15 protein-coding genes are annotated in these 20,722 nt (G+C 72.2%); all 15 read left to right on the plus strand.

The window, feature by feature from the left end; genetic code table 11:
• The first annotated feature begins 16 nt into the window (after nt 1–16).
• From LRS74_RS30950 to LRS74_RS31020, 15 genes are read left to right on the plus strand one after another with little or no spacing between them, the layout of a single operon-like run.
• The gene (locus tag LRS74_RS30950; protein WP_277744104.1) at nt 17–1,342 is read left to right on the plus strand and encodes a nucleotide sugar dehydrogenase; all 1,326 of its coding nucleotides are present in this window, start codon (nt 17–19) and stop codon (nt 1,340–1,342) included.
• The gene (locus LRS74_RS30955; protein ID WP_277744105.1) at nt 1,332–2,597 is read left to right on the plus strand and encodes a glycosyltransferase family 4 protein; all 1,266 of its coding nucleotides are present in this window, start codon (nt 1,332–1,334) and stop codon (nt 2,595–2,597) included. Before LRS74_RS30950 ends, LRS74_RS30955 begins: the two co-directional genes overlap by 11 nt.
• The gene (locus LRS74_RS30960) at nt 2,594–3,961 is read left to right on the plus strand and encodes a Wzz/FepE/Etk N-terminal domain-containing protein (RefSeq protein WP_277744106.1); all 1,368 of its coding nucleotides are present in this window, start codon (nt 2,594–2,596) and stop codon (nt 3,959–3,961) included. Before LRS74_RS30955 ends, LRS74_RS30960 begins: the two co-directional genes overlap by 4 nt.
• Complete coding sequence (locus LRS74_RS30965; protein ID WP_277744107.1) at nt 3,958–5,490, plus strand: Wzz/FepE/Etk N-terminal domain-containing protein; 1,533 nt, start codon at nt 3,958–3,960, stop codon at nt 5,488–5,490. Before LRS74_RS30960 ends, LRS74_RS30965 begins: the two co-directional genes overlap by 4 nt.
• A gap of 3 nt (nt 5,491–5,493) precedes the next feature.
• A complete protein-coding gene (asnB, locus tag LRS74_RS30970) occupies nt 5,494–7,422 on the plus strand; it encodes an asparagine synthase (glutamine-hydrolyzing) (protein WP_277744108.1) in 1,929 nt (642 codons plus the stop codon).
• 17 nt (nt 7,423–7,439) lie between these two features.
• The gene (locus tag LRS74_RS30975) at nt 7,440–9,623 is read left to right on the plus strand and encodes a bi-domain-containing oxidoreductase (protein WP_277744109.1); all 2,184 of its coding nucleotides are present in this window, start codon (nt 7,440–7,442) and stop codon (nt 9,621–9,623) included.
• Nucleotides 9,620–11,605, plus strand: a complete 1,986-nt coding sequence (locus LRS74_RS30980) for an alginate lyase family protein (protein WP_277744110.1) — start codon at nt 9,620–9,622, stop codon at nt 11,603–11,605. Before LRS74_RS30975 ends, LRS74_RS30980 begins: the two co-directional genes overlap by 4 nt.
• Before the next feature lie 9 nt (nt 11,606–11,614).
• The gene (locus LRS74_RS30985) at nt 11,615–13,147 is read left to right on the plus strand and encodes a right-handed parallel beta-helix repeat-containing protein (protein WP_277744111.1); all 1,533 of its coding nucleotides are present in this window, start codon (nt 11,615–11,617) and stop codon (nt 13,145–13,147) included.
• Between the two features lie 2 nt (nt 13,148–13,149).
• Nucleotides 13,150–14,442, plus strand: a complete 1,293-nt coding sequence (locus tag LRS74_RS30990; protein ID WP_277745009.1) for an O-antigen ligase domain-containing protein — start codon at nt 13,150–13,152, stop codon at nt 14,440–14,442.
• Between the two features lie 8 nt (nt 14,443–14,450).
• On the plus strand, nt 14,451–15,728 hold the full coding sequence (locus tag LRS74_RS30995; RefSeq protein WP_277744112.1) for a glycosyltransferase: 1,278 nt from the start codon (nt 14,451–14,453) through the stop codon (nt 15,726–15,728).
• On the plus strand, nt 15,725–16,960 hold the full coding sequence (locus tag LRS74_RS31000; protein WP_277744113.1) for a class I SAM-dependent methyltransferase: 1,236 nt from the start codon (nt 15,725–15,727) through the stop codon (nt 16,958–16,960). Before LRS74_RS30995 ends, LRS74_RS31000 begins: the two co-directional genes overlap by 4 nt.
• A gap of 13 nt (nt 16,961–16,973) precedes the next feature.
• The gene (locus tag LRS74_RS31005; protein WP_277744114.1) at nt 16,974–17,768 is read left to right on the plus strand and encodes a glucose-1-phosphate cytidylyltransferase; all 795 of its coding nucleotides are present in this window, start codon (nt 16,974–16,976) and stop codon (nt 17,766–17,768) included.
• Nucleotides 17,765–18,412 (plus strand): PIG-L deacetylase family protein, encoded by a 648-nt coding sequence (locus LRS74_RS31010; protein ID WP_277744115.1) that lies wholly within the window; start codon nt 17,765–17,767, stop codon nt 18,410–18,412. The genes LRS74_RS31005 and LRS74_RS31010 overlap by 4 nt, the downstream gene beginning before the upstream one ends.
• A 3-nt stretch (nt 18,413–18,415) precedes the next feature.
• Nucleotides 18,416–19,450, plus strand: coding sequence for an SDR family oxidoreductase (locus LRS74_RS31015; protein WP_277744116.1), 1,035 nt, complete (start codon nt 18,416–18,418; stop codon nt 19,448–19,450).
• A complete protein-coding gene (locus LRS74_RS31020; RefSeq protein WP_277744117.1) occupies nt 19,438–20,721 on the plus strand; it encodes a DUF4910 domain-containing protein in 1,284 nt (427 codons plus the stop codon). Before LRS74_RS31015 ends, LRS74_RS31020 begins: the two co-directional genes overlap by 13 nt.
• Nucleotide 20,722: the final 1 nt, after the last annotated feature.

Below are 20,722 nucleotides of genomic sequence, written 5' to 3' on the forward strand. Positions count from 1 at the left end.
GGGGGAGGGACAGGTCATGAGAGTCAGCGTTTTCGGGCTCGGCTACGTGGGCTGCGTATCGGCCGCGTGCCTGGCCAGCATGGGCCACGAGGTCATCGGGGTGGACGTGAACCAGGTGAAGGTCGACCTGGTCAACGACGGCAGGGCCCCGGTGGTCGAGGAGCGGATCGGCGAGCTCATCGCCGAGGTCGTACGGACCGGAGCGTTACGCGCCACCGGCGACGTCCGCGAGGCGATCACGGGCAGCGAGGTGTCGCTGGTCTGCGTGGGCACGCCGTCGGAGCCCAACGGCAGCCTGTGCACCACGTATCTGGAGCGGGTCACCGAGCAGATCGGCGCCGTGCTCGCCGAGGGGGCCGGGCAGGGGGGCCGGCATACCGTCGTGTTCCGCAGCACCATGCTCCCGGGCACCTGCCTGAACCTGCTGGTGCCGATCCTGGAGAAGTACGTCGGCGGCACGGCCGGGGCGGACTTCGGGGTCGCGGTCAACCCGGAGTTCCTGCGCGAGGGCACGAGCGTGCGGGACTTCTTCGACCCGCCCAAGACCGTGATCGGCGAGCTCGACCCGGCGAGCGGCGACGCGGTGGCGGCGCTGTACGACGGCTTGCCCGGCGAGGTGTTCCGGGTGCCGGTCCCGACGGCCGAGGCGATCAAATACGCCGACAACGCGTTCCACGGCCTCAAGATCGGCTTCGCCAACGAGCTGGGCGCGGTGTGCCAGGCGCTCGGGGTGGACTCGCACCAGGTGATGGATGTGTTCCTGGCCGACCGCAAGCTGAACATCAGCCCCGCCTACCTGCGGCCCGGCTTCGCCTTCGGCGGCTCCTGCCTGCCCAAGGACCTGCGCAGCCTGGTCCACGCGGCGCAGCGGGCCGACGTCTCGGTGCCCATCCTCGCCCATGTGCTGCCCTCCAACTCCGACCATCTGCAACGCGCGGTGGAGCTGGTCGAGCGCACCGGCAAGCGCCGGGTGGGCATGTTCGGGTTGTCCTTCAAACCCGGCACCGACGACCTCCGCGAGAGTCCGCTCGTCGAACTGGCGGAGCGACTCTTCGGCAAGGGGTACGACCTGCGGATCTACGACCCCAATGTGAACCTCTCCCGGCTGCTCGGCGCGAACCGCGAGTACATCGAGACCCGGCTGCCGCACCTCGCGCAGCTGCTCGCGGACTCCGTCGACGAGGTGCTCGCACATGCCGAGGTGTGCCTGGTCGGGACCAGGGAACCGGACGTCCTCGCGGCGCTGCCGCATGGCGAGGAACCGGTGATCGTCGACCTCATCCGCCTTCCCGACGCCGAGGCGCGCCGGGCTGAACCGGGGTACATGGGACTTGCCTGGTAACACGACCAGCGGCGATCGGCCGGACCGGCGCGCGCTGATCCTGGTGGAGAACCTGTCGGTGCCGTTCGACCGGCGGGTGTGGCAGGAGTGCACCACGCTGCGCGACGCGGGCTGGACGGTGCACGTCATCTGCCCCCGGGGGGAGAAGCGGGACACGGAACCGGAGGCGGTGATCGACGGGGTGCGGATCCACCGCTACCCGTTGCGCGCGGCCACCGGAGGGCCGGCCGGCTACCTGCGGGAGTACGGATCGGCGTTGTGGCATACGGCCCGGCTGGCCCGCAAGGTCGGCCCGGTCGACGTGGTCCACGCCTGCAACCCGCCCGACCTGCTGTTCCTGCCGGCACTGTGGCTGAAGCGGCGCGGCGCGCGGTTCGTCTTCGACCAGCACGACCTGGTGCCCGAGCTGTACCTCTCCCGGTTCGGCCGCGGCGAAGACCTGCTCTACCGCGCCGTGTGCGCGCTGGAACGGATGACCTACCGGGCCGCGGACGTCGTGCTCGCCACGAACGAGAGCTACCGGGACGTCGCGGTGCGCCGTGGCGGTCGGCGGCCGGAGGACGTCTTCGTGGTGCGCAGCGCCCCCGCCATCGACCGGTTCCAACCGGTGCCGCCCGAGCCGGAGCTGAAGCGCGGCAAGCCTCATCTGCTGTGCTACCTCGGCGTCATGGGCCCTCAGGACGGCGTCGACTACGCCCTGCGGGCCCTGGCGAAAATGCGCGACGAGCTCGGGCGGACCGACTGGCACGCGGTGTTCGTCGGCGCGGGCGACGCCTTCGACGCGATGGTGGAACTGTCCCGGCGGCTCGACCTCTCCGAGCAGGTGCAGTTCACCGGGCGCATTCCGGACGCCGACCTGGTGCGCTACCTGTCCACCGCGGACGTGTGCCTGTCCCCCGACCCGCGCAATCCGCTCAACGACGTGTCGACCATGAACAAGGTCCTGGAGTACATGGCGATGGGCCGGCCGATCGTCTCGTTCGACCTCCGGGAGGCGCGGGTCTCCGCCGGTGACGCCGCCGTCTACGCGCCCGCCGACGACGAGGCCGAATTCGCCAGGCTCATCGCGCTGCTCATGGACGACCCCGAGAAGCGGGCCCGGATGGGCAAGATCGGCCAGGAGCGGATCAGCGGACGGCTCTCCTGGCGGAACTCGCAGGCGTCGCTGCTCGCCGCCTACGCCGCGGCCTGCCGTGACCACACTCCGGTGGCGGCGGACGGCCGGGGCCGCACAGGGTGGAGGCCGCGCGGTTGAGCGAGGACCCGATACGCCTGGTCACGATCGGGCGGATTCTCCGTCGGCGCTGGCGGCTGCTGGCCGTCGTCACCGTGGTGGGCGCGCTCGTCGGCTACGGCATCTCGGTGCTGTTTCCGCCGCGCTACACGGCCTCGGTATCGGTACTGCTGCCGGGGCAGTGGGAGGAGCGCGAGCTGCTCACCCAGGCGGAGATCGCGACCAGTTCGTCGGTGGTCGACCGCGTGGCCGCCACGCTCGGCTGGAAGGGCGTCAGCGGCGGCGAGCTGCGGGATCGCGTGAGCGCCAAGGCCACCGACGGGAACATCATCAAGATCTCCGGTACGGCCACCACCCCGGAACGCGCGCAGCAGCTCTCCGACCGGGTGGCACAGGAGTTCGTCGCCTTCGCCGCGCGGATCGCGGGCGACGACACCGACCCCGACGCGGCCACGGGGCCCGAGGCGCTGCGGAAGAAGGTGGCGGAGACCAACCGCCGCATCACCGACCTGGCCGACGCGGCCGATCCGGGGCGGACCGTGGAGAGCGTGCAGGCCCGCACCGAGCTCGAGAAGCTGCGCACCGCGCTGCAGGAGGCCATGAAGAAGCTGGACGAGACCGAGGGGGCGACCAGCAGGGCCGGCATGGTCGTCATGGGACCGGCGCCCCGGCCGACCGACGAGGCCCCGCCGACGAGGACGCACCTCGTCGCCGGTGGGGCGGTGCTGTCCTTCCTGCTCGCGGTCGTCGGCCATCTCGCCGCGGCACGGGGGAACCGCCGACCGCGCACCGAGCCGGAGATCGCCGCGGCGCTGGGCTCGGCGCTGCTGGGTACCGTCGACGTGCCTGGCGAACGGCGCGCGCACCGGCCCCGAGGCCGTGGCTCGCGGGCCTGGATCCGCCGGCTCCTCGGCGTCGACACCCGGTGGGACATACCGACCCCGCGGAGGTCCGACGACGAGGCCGGCAGGCGGATCCGCTACCGGCGGGTGATCGCTCGCCTCCGGGACCGACTGCCGGCCCCCCGGCGGCTGCTGGTCGTCGTACCGGACGGCGACGAGATCGCCCACCGGGCCGCCGGGCAGCTCGTCGCGGAGGCCGAGAGCGATCCGGTGCTGCGGGTGGTGGACGTCTCGGCCTCCCAGCCGGTGGTGCCGGACCGCGACACCGAATCCGGTGCCCTGATCGTGCTCAGCGCGGGCAGCTGGACCGCGGGCGAGCTCGCCGGCATCGCCGAGGCGTGTGCGGACGGCGGGCATGAGGTCGTCGGCGTCGTCGTCGCCGGCGCGGTCCGGGTCCGTCCGACGCGGTCTGCCGGCCGTCCTCCGGAGAGCGCCACCCTGGCGCTCGCGGGTCGCGGCCGCGCGACGGGAGGTTCGGTGTGACGACGAGCACGACCTCGGAGCCGTCGGCCGCCGCTCCCCTTGTCGACCTCCAGGCGCTGGTGGTGGCGGTGCGCAGGCGCCGCCGCCTCTGGGGCGCCATGGCGCTGCTGGGGCTGCTGGTCGGCGCGGCGATGGCGGTCCTGATGCCGCCGCCGCCGCCGACCGCGGTGACCAAGGTGCTGGTCGCACATCAGGAGGACCAGCCGAACGACACCGGAACGCTGATCCGCACCGACGTCGAGCTGCTGGGGACCACGCGGATCGCCGGCAAGGCCCTGCGGTCCCTGAAGTCCCCGGAAAGCCCGGAGGACTTCATGCGGGACTACCGGGGTACCGGCCTGACCAACAACCTGCTGCGGATCGATGTGACAGGCGACAGCGACGCGGAAGCGGTGGCCCGGGCCAAGGCGCTGGCCGACGCGTTCGTCGCGGACCATGTGAGGCGGATGCGGGAGACCGCGAAGGCCGAGGCCGAGGCCCTGCTCGAGCAGCGTGACCGCATGCGGAAGGAACTCGTCCAGGTCAACGAGGAGATCGGAGACGGACCGCCGAGGAGCGGCCCGGAGGCGTCGGCGAGAACGGAGTCGCTCTTCGCCCGCCGGGCCGAGCTCACGACGCGGATCGCCGACTTCAACCAGCGCGCCGAGGAGGCGCGCGTCGGAACGCCCCGGCTCATCGCCGGCACGCAGATCGTGGACGCCCCGCACGCGGTGCGGCACTCCCTGCCCAGGGCCGCTGTCACCAACGCCGGGATCGGGCTCGTCCTCGGGCTCGTGCTCGGGCTCGCGGTGGCCGCGGTCGGCTCGGTGGTGGCGGACCGCCCCGTGCTGCGCCGCGAGATCGCGGCGAACCTGGGCGCCTCGGTCATCGCGGAGCTGCGCCGCGTGTCCCGCCGACCGGCCGGACGGTGGCGGCTCCGACGGACCCGGGCGGCACGGACGCGGCTCACCACCACCCTGGCCCGCGCCGTGCGCGGCTCAGCGGAACCGGTGTCGCTGCTGGAACTGGGCTGTGCGCGCAGCGCGAGCGCGATCGCCCTGGACGTCGCCGGAGCACTGGCGGCGGAGGGACCCGTGGTCGTCGTCGACGGTCTGCCGGGACCGCAGCTCGCAGGCCGCCGCCGGCGGCCGGGAGACCCGGACGTGGTCAGCGGCGAGGCCGCCACGGCCGTGCCGCATCAGACGCGTCGGCTCGGCGTCGGCTCGGTCGCGCCCGGCACGGCCTGGACGGACCTGCGGTTCCTCGGCGGCCAGACCGTGCTCGTGGTGCGTGCCGGGCACGGCAGCGCCGCATGGCTGCACACCGTGGCGCGGCAGCTCGCGGACCTGGACATTCCGGTGATCGGTGTGGTGCTGATCGACCCCGATCCGCGTGACCGGACCGACGGCACCCTGTGGGACGGGCCGCACACCGCGCTGCGCGGCCCTCATCAGCGGCTGGCCCGGCAGAACGGCACGGGCCGGCTGCGGACGGAGCGGCCGCCGGTGCCGGCCGCACGGGTCCCGAACAGCGACCAGGAGGCGCGGTAGAACATGTGTGGCATCGCAGGCGCTTACCGATGGCCGGACGGGAAGGTGGTGACCGACCGGCTCACCGACACCCTCGCCCACCGCGGCCCGGACGGGGCGGGCCGGTACAGCCACCCCGCCGGTGACGGCGAAGTCCACCTCGGGCACCGCCGACTCGCCATCATCGACCTGTCCGAGACCGGCACCCAGCCGATGGTCTCGGGCGGCCTCGCCCTGACGTACAACGGCGAGCTGTACAACGCGCCCGAGCTGCGCGCCGAGCTGGCGGCCGCCGGGGTGCGCTTCCGCGGTACCTCCGACACCGAGGTCGTCCTCGAGGCATGGCGGCGCTGGGGCACCGACTGCCTGCCCCGGCTGCGCGGCATGTTCGCGTTCGGGATCTTCGACGAGCGCACCGGTGACCTGGTGCTCGCCCGCGACCAGCTCGGCGTCAAACCGCTGTTCCTGCTGCGGCGCGGCGAGGGCCTGGTGTTCGCCTCCGAGCTCAAGGCGCTCGCCGCCGCCACCGGCGGGTCGCTCCGGGTGGACCACGCGGCGCTGGTGGCCTCGCTGCTGTACTACTGGGTGCCGGACTCGCGCTGCGCGTTCCGCGAGGCGGAGAAGCTGCCGCCGGGGAGCTGGCTCAGGTGCCGGGCCGACGGCCGGGTGGAGCGCGGCCGGTTCTGGCACCTGAAGGACGTCGCCGCCGAGGGCCGGGAGCGGGCCCGCGGCGGCGAGCGGCCGGACCTGGCCGCCGTCGTCGAGGAGTCGACCCGGCGGCACCTGCTCTCCGACGTCCCCGTGGCGACCTTCCTCTCCGGCGGTCTCGACTCCAGCTACCTGACGGCCCTTGCGGCCCGCCACCAGCCCGGGATCTCCGCCTACACGATCGGGTTCCGCGCCGAGGACGCCAGGTTCGAGGCGATGCCGGACGACCTGCGCTACGCCCGGCGGGTGGCCGAGCGGTTCGGCGTCGACCTGCATGAGATCGAGATCGCCCCGAACGTGCTCGACCTGCTGCCCCGGATGACGTACCACCTGGACGAGCCGATCGGCGACCCCGCCGCGATCAACACCTTCCTGATCTGTTCCGCGGCCCGGGAGGCCGGGGTCAAGGTGATGCTCTCGGGAATGGGCGCCGACGAGCTGTTCGCCGGTTACCGCAAGCACCTGGCCAACCTGCTCGCGCTGCGCTACCAGCGCGTCCCGCGCCCCCTGCGCCGCGGCCTGTCCGCGACCGTGGACCGGCTGCCGGTCGCCACGGCCCGCCGGGGGTACCGGTCGGTGCGCTTCGCGAAGCGGTTCCTCTCCTTCGCCGATCTGCCGGAGGAGACCGCGTTCAGGCGCAGCTACACCATGTACGACCAGGACGAACTGCTCGCCCTGGTCGACCCGGACCTGGCCGGGACGGTCGAGGACGTGCTGACCGAGCACGCCGACATCTACCAGGACAACGACCTCGACGACTTCGTCAACCGCATGTGCCTGGGCGACGCCCGGATGTTCCTGCCGGGCCTGAACCTCGCCTACACCGACCGGTCGAGCATGGCCGCGTCGACCGAGGTGCGGGTGCCGTATGTGGACGTCGAGGTGGTCAAGGCGGCGTTCGCCGTGCCCGGCGATCGCAAGATCGTCGGACGGCAGGGCAAGGCCGTCCTCAAGGAGGCGGCCACCTCCGTCCTGCCCCGGGAGATCGTGTACCGGCCCAAGGGCCTGTTCAGCGCCCCGCTGCGCGCCTGGATGAGTCGGGATCTGGCGCCGCTGGTGCGCGAGGTGGTCAACGACGGCGTGCTCGTGGGTTCCGGGCTCCTGCGCCGCGACGCCCTGGCGCGCATGGTCGCCGAGGACGCCGCCGGGCAGCGGGACTTCTCCAAGCATCTGTGGCATGTGCTGACCCTCGAGTACTGGTATCGCGGCGCGACCTCCGGGTCCGGCCAGAAGGCTACGGCGTAGAAACAAGGGGACTTCGGGTGAAACAGGTTGTGCAGAACTACAAGAGCGGCGAGCTGGCGGTGCTCGACGTGCCGGTGCCGGGGTGCAAGCCGGGCGGTGTGCTGGTCAGAACCGCCTACTCGCTGATATCCACCGGGACCGAGCTCATGAAGGTGTCCGAGGCCGGCATGTCGATGCTGGGCAAGGCCCGCTCCCGGCCGGACCAGGTGGCCAAGGTCATGCAGAGCGTGGCCACCAACGGGCTGCCCGCCACCTACCGCAAGGTGATGGGCAAGCTGGACTCCTACACGCCGCTCGGCTACTCGCTGTGCGGGGTGGTCGAGCAGGTCGGCGCCGGGATCGACGATGTGAAGGTCGGCGACCTCGTGGCCTGCGCAGGCAACGAGCACGCGCTGCACGCCGAGCTGAACTGGGTGCCGAAGAACCTCTACACCCCGGTGCCGGACGGCCTCGCGCCGCGCCACGCGGCCTTCGGCACCGTCGGGTCGATCGCGATGCAGGGCGTCCGCCAGGGCGAGCCGCAGCTCGGCGAGGTGGCGCTGGTCATCGGCCTCGGGCTGATCGGGCAGCTGGTCGTGCAGCTCCTCACCGCGTCGGGAGTCCGCGTCGTCGGGGTCGACCCCGACCCGGCGCGCTGCGGGCTCGCCGAGCGCCTGGGCGCCGCGGCCTGCGGCGATCCCGCCTCCGCGGCCGTGGCGGCCGCCGTCGCCGAACTCACCGACGGTCACGGCGTGGACCAGGTGTACCTGGCCGCCGGCGGCGGCAGCAACCAGCCCGTCGAACTGGCCGCCGAGTTGAGCCGGGACCGCGGCCGGGTCGTCGACATCGGCAAGTGCCGCCTGGACCTGCCGTGGAACGCGTACTACGAGAAGGAGCTCGACGTCCGGTTCTCCCGCAGTTACGGCCCCGGGCGCTACGACCCGGAGTACGAGCTCGACGGGCGGGACTACCCGATCGGCTATGTGCGCTGGACCGAGCGCCGCAACCTGGCGTGTTTCCTCGATCTCGTCGCCCGCGGCCGCGTCGACGTGGAGCCCCTGGTCTCCCACATCGCCGACTTCGACGACGCCGTCGAGACGTACCAGCGCCTGAAGGACGGCGACCTGAAGGCCGTGGCGGTGCTGTTCCGGTACCCCGAACCCGCGGGGGAGGTGGCGGCCCCGGAGGTGGCCGTGCCCACGGTGAAGCCACGCAGCGGCACCGTGTCCACCCCCGCCCGGTCCGGCACGTCACCCGTGCGCCTCGCGTTCGTCGGCGCGGGAAACTACGCGACCTCGATGCTGCTGCCGCACCTGGCCGGGCGCGACGGCGTCGAGCTGTCGACCGTGGTCACCACCACGGCGCTGTCCGCGGCCAACGCCCAGCGGAAGTTCGGCTTCGCCGAGGCGACCACCGACCTCGACGCCGTGCTCGGCGACACGTCCATCGACGCGGTGTTCGTGGTCACCCGACACAGCTCGCACGCCGAACTGACCCGCAAGGCGCTCCTCGCGGACAAGACGGTGTTCGTGGAGAAGCCCCTGGCCCTCACCGAGGACGAGCTGACCGGTGTGCTCGCGGCGGTGGAGGAGTCCGGCAACGACCGGTTGCAGGTGGGCTTCAACCGCCGGTTCGCGCCGCTCTTACAGGAGGCCAGACAGCGGTTCGGCGCCCGGACCGGCCCGGCGAGCCTCCGCTACCTGGTCAACGCGGGCCGGTTGCAGCCCGGCAGCTGGTACCTCCGACAGGGCACCGAGGGATCACGGTTCGTCGGCGAGGGCGGACACTTCATCGACACGGCGAGCTGGCTGCTCGGGGCCGACCCGGTATCGGTGTACGCGGTCGCCCCGTCCGGCACCGAGGACCTCCAGATCGTGCTGCACTACCCGGACGGGTCCACCGCCACCATCAGCTACGTCACCACGGGTGCGCCCGGCTTCCCCAAGGAGACGCTGGACCTGGTCGCGGACGGCAAGGTGCTGCGGCTCGACGACTTCGTCCGCGCCTCGGTGTACAGCCGTAAGCGGTGGGTCAGTTCGCGGCTGCCCAAGGCCCGGGACAAGGGCCAGTCCGCCGAGCTGGCCGCGTTCATCAAGGCCGTGCGGACCGGCGGGCCGATGCCAGTGCCGCTTCAGTCGCTGGTCGCCACCACGTCGGCCACCCTCGCCGTGCGGGCCGGCCTGGCCGGCGGCGCGCCGGTGACGTTGGCGAGGGCACGATGACGGTGAGCTCGGGGAGTCCGGGCTGGTACCTGCGACGCCTTTCCCGGATGGGACCGCGGGAGGTCGGCGGCCGGGTGAGCGACGCGGTGCGCAGGCGGCGGTGGCGGTCGGCGCGGCCCGACTGCCCGAGCGTGACCGGTGCCCGGTTCACCGCGGTGCTGCCCGCCGGGACGCTCGCCGCCGTGCCGCCGGACGCCGCGAAGCGTCTCATCGCCGAGGCCGACCGGCTGATGGCCGGGCACGCCGAGTACTTCGGCGTGGACCGCGACGACCTGGCCGACCCGGACTGGTGGCGCGACCCGAAGACGGGGCGCCGCGCTCCGTGGGGCTACGCCTTCGACGTGCCGTACCGCGACGAGGACGCGGTCGGGGACATCAAGCAGATCTGGGAGCTGTCCCGGCATCAGTACCTCACCGTGCTCGCCGCCGCCTACGCGATCACCGGGAACGAGCGGTACGCCGAGCGCGTGGCCGAGCACCTGCGGCTGTGGTGGGCGGCCAACGCGCCGCTGCGCGGAGTGCACTGGATCAGCGGCATCGAGCTGGGCATCCGGCTGCTGTCCTGGGTGTGGATCCGTCGGCTGCTCGACGGCTGGCCGGGCGCGCCCGGGCTGTTCGAGGACAACCCGGTGGCGCTGAACCAGATCTGGCACCACCAGCGCTGGCTGGCCGCCTTCCCCAGCCGGGGGTCCTCGGCCAACAACCACGTCATCGCCGAGGCCGCCGGGCAGTTCGCCGCAGCCTGCGCTTTCGGGTGGTTCCCCTCCTCGGCGCGCTGGCGAGCCGACGCGCTGCGGTCGCTGGAGCGGCACCTGTGCGGCAACACCTTCGACTCCGGCCTCAACCGCGAGCTGGCCACCGAGTACCACGGACTCGTGCTGGAGCTCGGCCTGGCCGCGGTGGCCGAGGCGGATGCCGCAGGCGTGCCGGTCCCCGCGTCCGTCCGCCGTGTGCTGCTGCGGATGACCGACGCGCTCGCGGCCATCGTGGACAACCGGTTGCGGCCGCCGCGCCAGGGGGACGCGGACGACGGGCACGGTCTGGTCGTGGACGGCGCGGGCACCGACCGCTGGGCCTCGCTCCTCGCCACCGGGGACGCCGTGTTCGGCCGGCTCGACTGGTGGCCGGCCGTGACCGGCACCGATGTGCGCACCCCGCTGCTCGCCGCGCTCATCCGGCCGTACCCGAAAAGCGGAACCGCCGCGGCCGTGACCCGCCCGCCAAGCCGACCAGGCCACTTCGCCGACGCGGGGCTCACCATCCTGCGCGGTCCGGGGGAGATCTGGTGCCGCTGCGACGGCGGTCCGCACGGCTTCCTGTCCATCGCCGCGCACGCCCACGCGGACGCGCTGTCCGTGGAGGTCCGGCACGACGGCGTCGACGTGCTCGCCGACCCGGGGACGTTCTGCTACCACGGGCAGCCCGAGTGGCGGCAGTACTTCCGGTCCACCCTCGGCCACAACACCCTGCAACTGGATGGCGGTGACCAGTCCGTCTCCGGCGGCCCGTTCCTCTGGACCCGGCATGCCCGCAGCCGCGTCCTGGTCGCGGACACCTCCGAAGCCTCCGACGGGGGGACGGCCCGCTGGTGTGCCGAGCACGACGGTTACCAGGGCTCCGTGCACCGCCGCCGGGTGGAGCTGACGGCCGCGAGCCGGGAGCTGCGGGTGGTCGACGAGGTGCGCGGCCCGCGCCGGGCCGTGCGCCTGGCGTTCCACCTCGGCCCGGCGATCGCCGCGGACCTGGTGGGGGACCGGGCACAGCTCACCTGGACCCGGGACGGCGAGGACCGCTCCGCGGTGCTCGCCCTGCCCGGTCAGCTGTGCTGGCGGGCGCACCGCGGCGAGACCGACCCGCCGCTGGGCTGGTACTCCGCCGGCTTCGGGCGCAAGGAACCCACCACAACGCTGGTCGGCACCGGATTCGCCGACGGCGCTGCGCTGTGGGGGGATTTCACCACCGTACTCAGGTTCCACGGTTAGGGAGGACGCGTGGGGATCACGTGGCGGCACCGGGCGTTGCCGGTGGCAGCGCTGGCGCTGGCCCTGCTGGCGGCGACCGGCTGTGAGAGCACGCCGGCCGCGCCGCCGGAGCCGACCGCCGCGCCGTCCACGTCCGCGGCACGGTCGGTGGCCCGGGTGTGCGCCGAGCCCGCGGCCGGTCCTGGGAAGGCACCGGCGGGCGCGGTGACGGTCGACCCCGCGGTGGTCGGTGACCTGGCCGCGAAGACCAGGAGCAGCCCCCCGCACACGACGTTCTGGCTTGCGCCGGGCAAGCACCGGCTCGAACCGGAGCGCTACGCCCAGGTCATGCCCAAGAAGGGGAACCGCTACCTCGGCGCGCCCGGCGCGGTGCTCGACGGCCGGAAGATCAACCAGTACGCGTTCAGCGGCAGCGCCCGCGACGTCACCATCCGCCACCTGACCGTGCAGCGTTTCGTCGCGCCGCACGACGAGGGTGTGGTCAACCACGACATGGCCGACGGGTGGGTGATCGAGCACGCGAAGGTCCAGTACAACTCCGGTGCCGGGCTGATGGCCGGTGCCCGCCAGCAGGTCCGCGCCAGCTGTCTGCGCGGCAACGGACAGTACGGAATGAACGCGTACAAGACCGGTGACTCCATCCGTGGCCTGGTGGTCGAGGGCAACGAGATCGTGGGCAACAACACCGGCGACTGGGAGCGGAAGCGGCCGGGCTGCGGCTGCACCGGAGGCGTCAAGTTCTGGGCCGTCGACGGCGCCGACATCCGCGGCAACTGGGTGCACGACAACCGCGGAGTCGGGTTGTGGGCGGACAACAACAACAACGACTTCCGCATCGAGAACAACGTCCTCGAGGCCAACGACGGTGCCGCGTTGATGTACGAGACCAGCTACAACGCGGTCATCCGGAACAACACGATCCGGCGGAACAACTGGGTCGAGGGCCGCAAGGGCGCCGACCGCGGCGACGACTTCCCGTACGCGACCGTCTACGTGTCCGAGTCGGGTGGCGAACCACGGATCAAAGCCCGCACGGACAAGATCGAGATCTACCGGAACGTGCTGGAGGACAACTGGAACGGCATCACCCTGTGGGAGAACGCCGACCGGTTCTGCAACAGCCCCGCCAACACCTCGACCGGTTACTGCACGTTGCTGGTGAAGGACACCGACCGCTGCGCGCGCCCGGCCATCGCCACCGCACCGCTCTACGCCGACTGCCGGTGGAAGACCCAGCGGGTGGACATCCACGGCAACCGCTTCGTCCTGGACACGTCCGTCGTCAGGTGCACGGTGGAGTGCGGCCACATGGCGGTCCTCGCCAACTACGGCACCTATCCGAACTGGTCGCCGTACAAGGGCAAGCGGGTGGCTGAGGCGATCACCCACCAGCAGCACAACCGCTGGCACGACAACGTCTACTGCGGACCGTGGAGCTTCGTCGCAGGCGACCCGGGTCGGAAACTCGGCCCCGGGCAGTGGCAGAGCACGCCGCACCGGCAGGACGCCGGCAGCACCTTCGCCCCACAGGCCGGTGGTTGAGATTGGGCGGGGACCTGACGCGCGGTGGGCCGCCGGGCCGACCGGACACAGCGGGCACCCAGACCGATGCCGCACCACGCCCTGCCGGCACACCGAAGGCCGTCGGGATCGTCTGGGCGTTGCTGGCCCTCAACACGCTCGGCTCAGCCGGGGCGAAGACCGTCATCCCGCTGCCCCGTTCCCTCATCCAGATGGCCACCATGGGCGCGCTGGTCACCGCGTTCGCGCTGGCGCTCGCGCTCAACCTCCGCCTGCGCATCCGACCCAGCGCCTTCGTGTTCCTGCTCACCCTGCTCCTGGTGCCGAGCGTGATCTCCAGCGTGAACCTGGAGGTCGGGTACGGCGCGCTGTTCCGCTGCGCCCGCCTCGCGCTCTTCGTCGGCACGCTGTGGCTGCTCAGCCGCTGGTGGGACGGCAGCCTGACGTTCGTCCGATACCACATCCGGATGTACTTCGCGGTGCTCGTGCTGGTGGCCGCGGGCCTGGTCGTCTCGCCGGGCACGGCCATGCCCGAGTACTACGGCGGACGCCTGGTCGGCGCGTTGTGGCCGCTCACCCCGCCGCAGATCGGACAGTACGCCGCGGTGGTCATCGGGCTCACCGTGCTGCTCGTCCTCGGCCGCCACACCACCGGGGCAGGCGCGGCGGTGATCATCGTGCCGTCACTCGTCCTGCTGGTGTTGACCCATACCCGCACGGCCACGCTCGGCCTGCTCATCGGGTTGGTGCTGGCGATCGGCTCGCTCGTCCCGACCAGCGCCGCCGCCCGCCGGTTCTTCGCCTGGACGGTGGTGTGCGCCACGGTGGCCGCAGTGGCGTTCAGCTCCGCGCTGCGGACCTGGTACCTGCGCGGACAGAGCCAGGAGAACCTCTCCAACCTCACCGGTCGGGCCAAGGTCTGGGACGCCCTGCTCGCGGCGCCCCGGACCACCGGGGAGAAGGTGTTCGGCGTGGGCCTGAGCGACAAGTCGTTCGGCGGGCTGCCGATCGACAACAGCTGGCTGGCCGTCTACCACGAGCAGGGTCTGATCGGCGTCGCCATCGTGGCAGTGATGATCACCGTCCTGGGCGGCGTCGCGCTGCTGCGGCCACCGTCGCTGCCGAGGGCCTGCGCGATCTTCCTGATCGGCTACTGCGCGATCTCGTCGTACACCGAGGCCGGTCTGGGCGACGCCTCGCCGTATCTGCTGCATCTGGCCCTGGCGGCCTCGCTCCTCGTGGCACCTGCCCAGGCCACGCCCCTGTCGACGGCCGCGGTGCCGCGACGACGTATCCCGCGATGGGCCCGGAGGTGACCTTGGGCATGCACGTCCTTGTGGTGCACAACCGCTATTCCTCGAAGCAGCCGAGCGGAGAGAACAGAGTCGTCGACGAGGAGGTGGGGCTGCTGCGCGCGGCCGGCCACCGGGTCGACCTCTTCGAACGACGCAGCGACGACATCGCCGCCCGCTCCCTCCTCGGCAAGGCCGCGGTGCCCCTGCTGGTGCCGTGGAACCCGGCGGTCCGCGCGGAGCTCACCGCCCGGCTGCGCACCGAGCGACCGGACGTGGTGCACGTCCACAACGTCTTCCCGCTCCTGTCGCCCGCGGTCCTCGCCGCCTGCGCCGACGCCGGCGTGCCCGTCGTCGCCACGCTGCACAACTACACCCAGGTCTGCCCGCCCGGCACCCTGCACCGGGACGGAAAGTCGTGCACCGAGTGCGTCGGGTCGACGGCGTCGCTGCCCGCCGTACGGCACGGCTGCTACCGGAACTCCCGGCTGGCGACGGTGCCGCTCGCGGTCAGCCTGTCGGTCAACCGGCGGCGGTGGTGGTCCGGCGTGGAGCGGTTCTTCTGCATCTCCGCCGCGCAGCGCGACGTCCTGGTGCGCTCCGGCATGCCACCCGAGCGGCTGGCGGTGAAGCACAACTTCGTGCCCGACCCGGGCGCCCGCCGAACCGGCGATGGCGAGCATCTGCTCTTCCTCGGACGGCTCGCGGAGGCCAAGGGCGTACGGCTGCTCATGGCCGCGTGGGACGAGGTCGCAGCGAGCGGCGGTGTGGGCGTGCCGCTCGTGCTCGCCGGCGCGGGGCCGCTGGAGGGAGAGGTCACCGCCTGGGCGGCGGGCCGGGACGACGTGCGGTACGTCGGTCTGTACGACCCGGCTCAGTGCCGGCGGGCCGTCGCGCGGTCGGTCGCCGTGGTGGCTCCCTCGATGGCCCTGGAGACGTTCGGCCTGGTGGTCGCGGAGGCGATGGCGGCGGGGGTTCCGGCCGTCGCCGCCGGTCACGGCGCCTTCGTCGAACTCGTCGAGGACGGGGTCACCGGGCTGCTGCACCAGCCGGGCGAGCCCGCCTCGCTCGCGTCCTGCCTAAGCCGGATCGCGGCCGAGCCCGGCCGCAACCGGGAGATGGGCCAGGCGGCCCGGCGCCGTTACGAGCAGGGTTTCAGCCCGGCCGTCGGCCTGGAGCGCCTGGTGGAGGGGTACCGCACCGCGATCGCGGGTCGGTCGGGCGGCGCGGACGGCGCGCCGCCGACAGGGAACGGAAGCAACGGCTCGCGGCGGGGGGCCCGTGCGAGCAGGGATGGGGGAAGTAGATGACACGATGCCGACTCTGCGGCTCGGCGACGCTGGCGAGCGTCGTCGATCTGGGGGCGACCCCGCCGTGCGAGAGCTTTCTCGCCGCGGACCGACTGGACCAGCCGGAACCGGCCTACCCGCTGCACCTGCGGGTCTGCACCGACTGCTGGCTCGCGCAGATTCCTCCGCTGATCACGCCGGAGGAGACGTTCACGCAGTACGCGTACTTCTCCTCCTACTCGACCTCCTGGGTGGAGCACGCGCGCACGTTCGTCGCCGACGCCGCCGAGCGGGTGGGTCTGGGCCCCGACGCCTTCGTGGTCGAGGTCGCGAGCAACGACGGGTACCTGCTGAAGCACGTGGTGGACCGGGGGATCCGCTGCCTGGGCATCGAGCCGTCGGTGAACGTCGGCGCCGCGGCGCGGGAGAAGGGGGTGCCCACGCTCACGGAGTTCCTGACCCCGGAGACCGGCACGGCCGTCCGCGCCGAGCACGGCCCGGCGGACCTGGTCGTGGCCAACAACGTGTACGCGCACATCCCCGACGTCGTCGGGTTCACCCAGGGGCTGCGCGCCCTGGTCGCCGAGGACGGCTGGGTCTCCATCGAGGTGCAGCACCTGCTGACCCTGATCGAGCAGAACCAGTACGACACGATCTACCACGAGCACTTTCAGTACTACACGGTCGCGTCCGCGATCCGGGCGCTGGCGAGCGGCGGACTCTCCCTCGTGGACGTCGAGTTGCTGCCCACGCACGGCGGCTCCATCCGGCTGTGGGCCCGGCCCACCGAGGTGGCGGGCGAGCCGAATCCACGGGTGGCCGACGTGCTGGCTCGGGAGAAGGCAGCCGGGCTCCAGGAACTGTCCGGGTACACCGAGTTCTCCGCCCGGGTGGCCAAGGTGCGCCGGGACCTCCTGCGGTTCCTCATCGAGGCGGCCGAGCGCGGCGAGACGGTCGTCGGCTACGGCGCCCCGGGCAAGGGCAACACCCTGCTCAACCACTGCGGCATCCGGCCCGACCTGCTCCCGTACACGGTCGACCGCAACCCCTACAAGCACGGCAGGTTCACCCCGGGCACCCGCATCCCGATCCTGCCGCCCGAGCAGATAGCCGCCGACAGACCGGACTACGTGCTCGTCCTCCCGTGGAACCTGCGGGACGAACTGGTCGAGCAACTGTCCTTCCTCCACGCCTGGGGCGGCCGCCTGGTCTTCCCCATCCCGGAACTGAGCATCGTCGAGGTCACGTCGTGAAAGGGATCGCAGCATGAAGGTCGTTCTGTTCTGCGGCGGCTACGGGATGCGGATGCGGAGCGGTGCCGCGGACGACGTGCCCAAGCCGATGGCGATGGTCGGCCCGCGACCGCTGATCTGGCACGTCATGCGCTACTACGCGCACTTCGGGCACACGGAGTTCATCCTGTGCCTCGGCTACGGGGCGCACCACATCAAGAACTTCTTCCTCACCTACGAGGAGACGGCGTCCAACGACTTCGTGCTGCGAGGCGGGCGGACCGAGCTCCTCTCCACCGACATCTCGGACTGGACGATCACGTTCGCGCAGACCGGCATCGAGTCGCCGATCGGGGAGCGGCTGCGCCGGGTGCGGCACCACCTGGACGGCGACGAGATGTTCCTCGCCAACTACGCCGACGTGCTCACGGACGCCCCGCTGCCGGAGATGATCGATTCCTTCGCCCAACGCGACGCCGGTGCGTCGATGATGGTGGTGCCGCCGCAGTCCTCGTTCCACTGTGTGGAGTTGGGCGAGAACGGCCTGGTGGGGGGCATCACCGCGGTGAGCGAACTGCCGCTGTGGGAGAACGGCGGCTACTTCGTGCTCCGCCAGGAGGTCTTCGACCACATACCGGAGAACGGGGACCTGGTCGCCGACGGATGCGCCCAACTGGCCAAGCGGGGCCGCCTCGTGGCGCACCGGCACCGCGGCTTCTGGAAGCCGACCGACACCGTGAAGGAACGGGCCGCGCTGGACGCCGCCTACGCCCGGGGCGACCGCCCGTGGGCCGTGTGGGAACAGGACCGCGCGGGGGTGGGGGCGTGATCCAGCTCAGCACCGGGCGCCTGGACCAGGTCGTCGCGGTGGGCGCGCACTGCGACGACATCGCCATCGGCGCCGGCGGCACACTGCTGACGATGTGCCTCGCGCGGCCCGGGATCCGCGTCGACGCGCTGGTGCTCTCCGGCGGTGGCAGCGAGCGGGAGCAGGAGGAGCGGGCCGCGCTCGCCGCCTTCTGCCCGGGCGCCGACCTGCGGCTGACCGTGCTCAAGCTGCCCGACGGCCGGATGCCCGCGCACTGGGACGAGGCCAAGATCGCGGTCGAGGAGCTGCGCGTGCGCAGCGAGCCGGATCTGGTCCTCGCTCCGCGCACCGACGACGCGCACCAGGATCACAGCGGCCTGGCGAAGCTGGTCACCACCGCCTTCCGCGACCACCTCGTGCTCGGCTACGAGATCGTCAAGTGGGACGGCGATCTCGGCCGCCTCGCCGCGTACCAGCCGCTGTCGCCCCAGATCGCCGAAGAGAAGGTGCGGCTGCTGCAGGAGCACTACCCCTCGCAGCAGCACCGGCCCTGGTACGACCGGGAGACCTTCATCGGTCTCGCACGGATCCGCGGCATCGAATGCCACGCGCGGTACGCCGAGGCGTTCGCCACCACCAAACTCACACTCAACCTGGGGGACTGAACCTTGCGCGTGCTGCTGACCGGACACCAGGGCTACCTGGGCACGGTGATGGCCCCGGTCCTGAGCGCCGCCGGGCACGAGGTCGTCGGTCTCGACTCCGGCCTGTTCGCCGACTGCGTCCTCGGCCCGGCACCCGCCGACCCGCGGGGACACCGGGTCGACCTGCGCGACGTCACGGCCGACCACGTGGCCGGGGTGGACGCCGTGATCCACCTGGCCGCGCTCTCCAACGACCCGCTGGGATCGCTGGCGCCCGACCTCACCTACGACATCAACCACCACGCCGCGGTACGCCTGGCCCGGCTGGCCCGCGACGCCGGAGTGCGGCGCTTCCTGTACGCGTCGACCTGCTCGGTCTACGGCGCCGCCGGCGACCCCGACGTGTCGAACCTGGTGACCGAGGACGCCCCGCTGCGCCCGGTGACCCCGTACGCGGAGTCCAAGGTGCGGGTCGAGGACGACCTGCACGCACTCGCCGACGACGACTTCACCCCGGTGTTCATGCGCAACGCCACCGCCTTCGGCTACTCGCCCCGGCTGCGCGCCGACATCGTGCTGAACAACCTGGTGGGCCACGCGCTGCTGTCCGGCGAGGTCCTCGTGCTCTCCGACGGCACCCCCTGGCGCCCGCTGGTGCACGCCGCCGACATCGCACGGGCCTTCGCGGCCGCGCTGACCGCGCCGCGGGAGGCGGTGCACGGCCGGGCGTTCAACATCGGCAGCGAGACCAACAACGTCACGGTCGCCGAGATCGCCGAGCAGGTCGCCGAGGCGGTGTCCGGCGCGAAGGTGGTGATCACCGGGGAGACCGGTGCCGATCCGCGGTCGTACCGGGTGGACTTCTCCCGGTTCCGCGCCGCGGTGCCCGGCTTCGACTGCGAGTGGACGGTGAAGCGGGGCGCGCTCGAACTCGTCGACGCCTACCGGAAACACGGGCTGACCCGGGAGGACTTCGAGCGACGCTTCACCCGCCTCGCCGTGCTGCGCGCGGCGTCCGACACCGGCGCCGTCGACGACACCCTGCGGTGGCGCCGATGACCGCGGCCGGAGAGCGGATGCACCAGCTGGTGAAGCGGCTGTACCCGCTGTGCCGGAGCATCACCGGCGACGGTGTGCGCGCCACCCTGGAGATCGTCGGCGAGTACGTTCCGCTCCAGGTGCACGAGGTGCCGACCGGGACGCAGGTGCTCGACTGGACGGTGCCGCAGGAGTGGAACATCCGGGACGCGTACATCGCCGACACCGCCGGCAACCGGGTCGTCGACTTCGCCGCGTCCAACCTGCACGTGCTCGGCTACAGCGTGCCGGTGGCGCGGACCATGCCGCTGGCCGAGCTGCGCGCACACCTGTACACCCTGCCCGACCATCCGACCTGGGTGCCCTACCGCACCAGCTACTACCAGCCGCAATGGGGGTTCTGCCTGGCCCAGGAGACCTTGGACGCGCTGCCGGACGGCGAGTACGAGGTGCGCATCGACTCCACCCTCGCCGACGGCCACCTCACCTATGCCGAGCACGTGATCCCCGGGCGGATCCCCGACGAGGTGATCGTCTCCTGCCACGTCTGCCACCCGTCGCTGGCCAACGACAACCTGGCCGGCATCGCGGTGGCGACGTTCCTGGCCCGGGCGCTGGCACAGGAGACGCCCTACTACACCTACCGGTTCATCTACGCGCCCGGCACCATCGGGGCGATCACCTGGCTGGCCCGCAACGCGGAACGGATCGAGCGGGTCAAGCACGGCCTCGTGCTGGCCTGCGCCGGAGACTCGGGCCGGCTGACGTACAAGCAGAGCAGGCGCGGCGACGCGGAGATCGACCGGGTGCTGCGGCACGTCCTCGCCGCCTCCGAACGCCCACACCACATCACCGAGTTCACTCCGTACGGCTATGACGAGCGGCAGTACTGCTCGCCCGGGTTCGATCTCGGAGTGGGCTCGCTCAGCCGCACCCCGTACGCCGGCTACCCCGCGTACCACACCTCGGCGGACAACCCGGACTTCGTCTCCCCGGAGGCGATGGCGGACACGCTCGCCGTCTGCCGCGAGGCGTTCGCCGTCCTGGACCGCAACCGGCGGTACCTCAACCTCAGCCCCTACGGCGAGCCGCAGTTGGGCCGGCGCGGGCTGTACGGCTCGCTCGGCGGCCGCAGCGACGCGAAGCAGGCCCAGATGGCCATGCTCTGGGTGCTCAGCCTCTCCGACGGCGAGCACAGTCTGCTGGACGTCGCCGAGCGGTCCGGGCTGCCGTTCGACACCGTCGCCGCCGCGGCCGACGCCCTGCACGACGCCGGGCTGCTCAAGGCGTGAG

This window comes from Streptomyces sp. LX-29 (assembly GCF_029541745.1).
GTDB lineage: Bacteria > Actinomycetota > Actinomycetes > Streptomycetales > Streptomycetaceae > Streptomyces.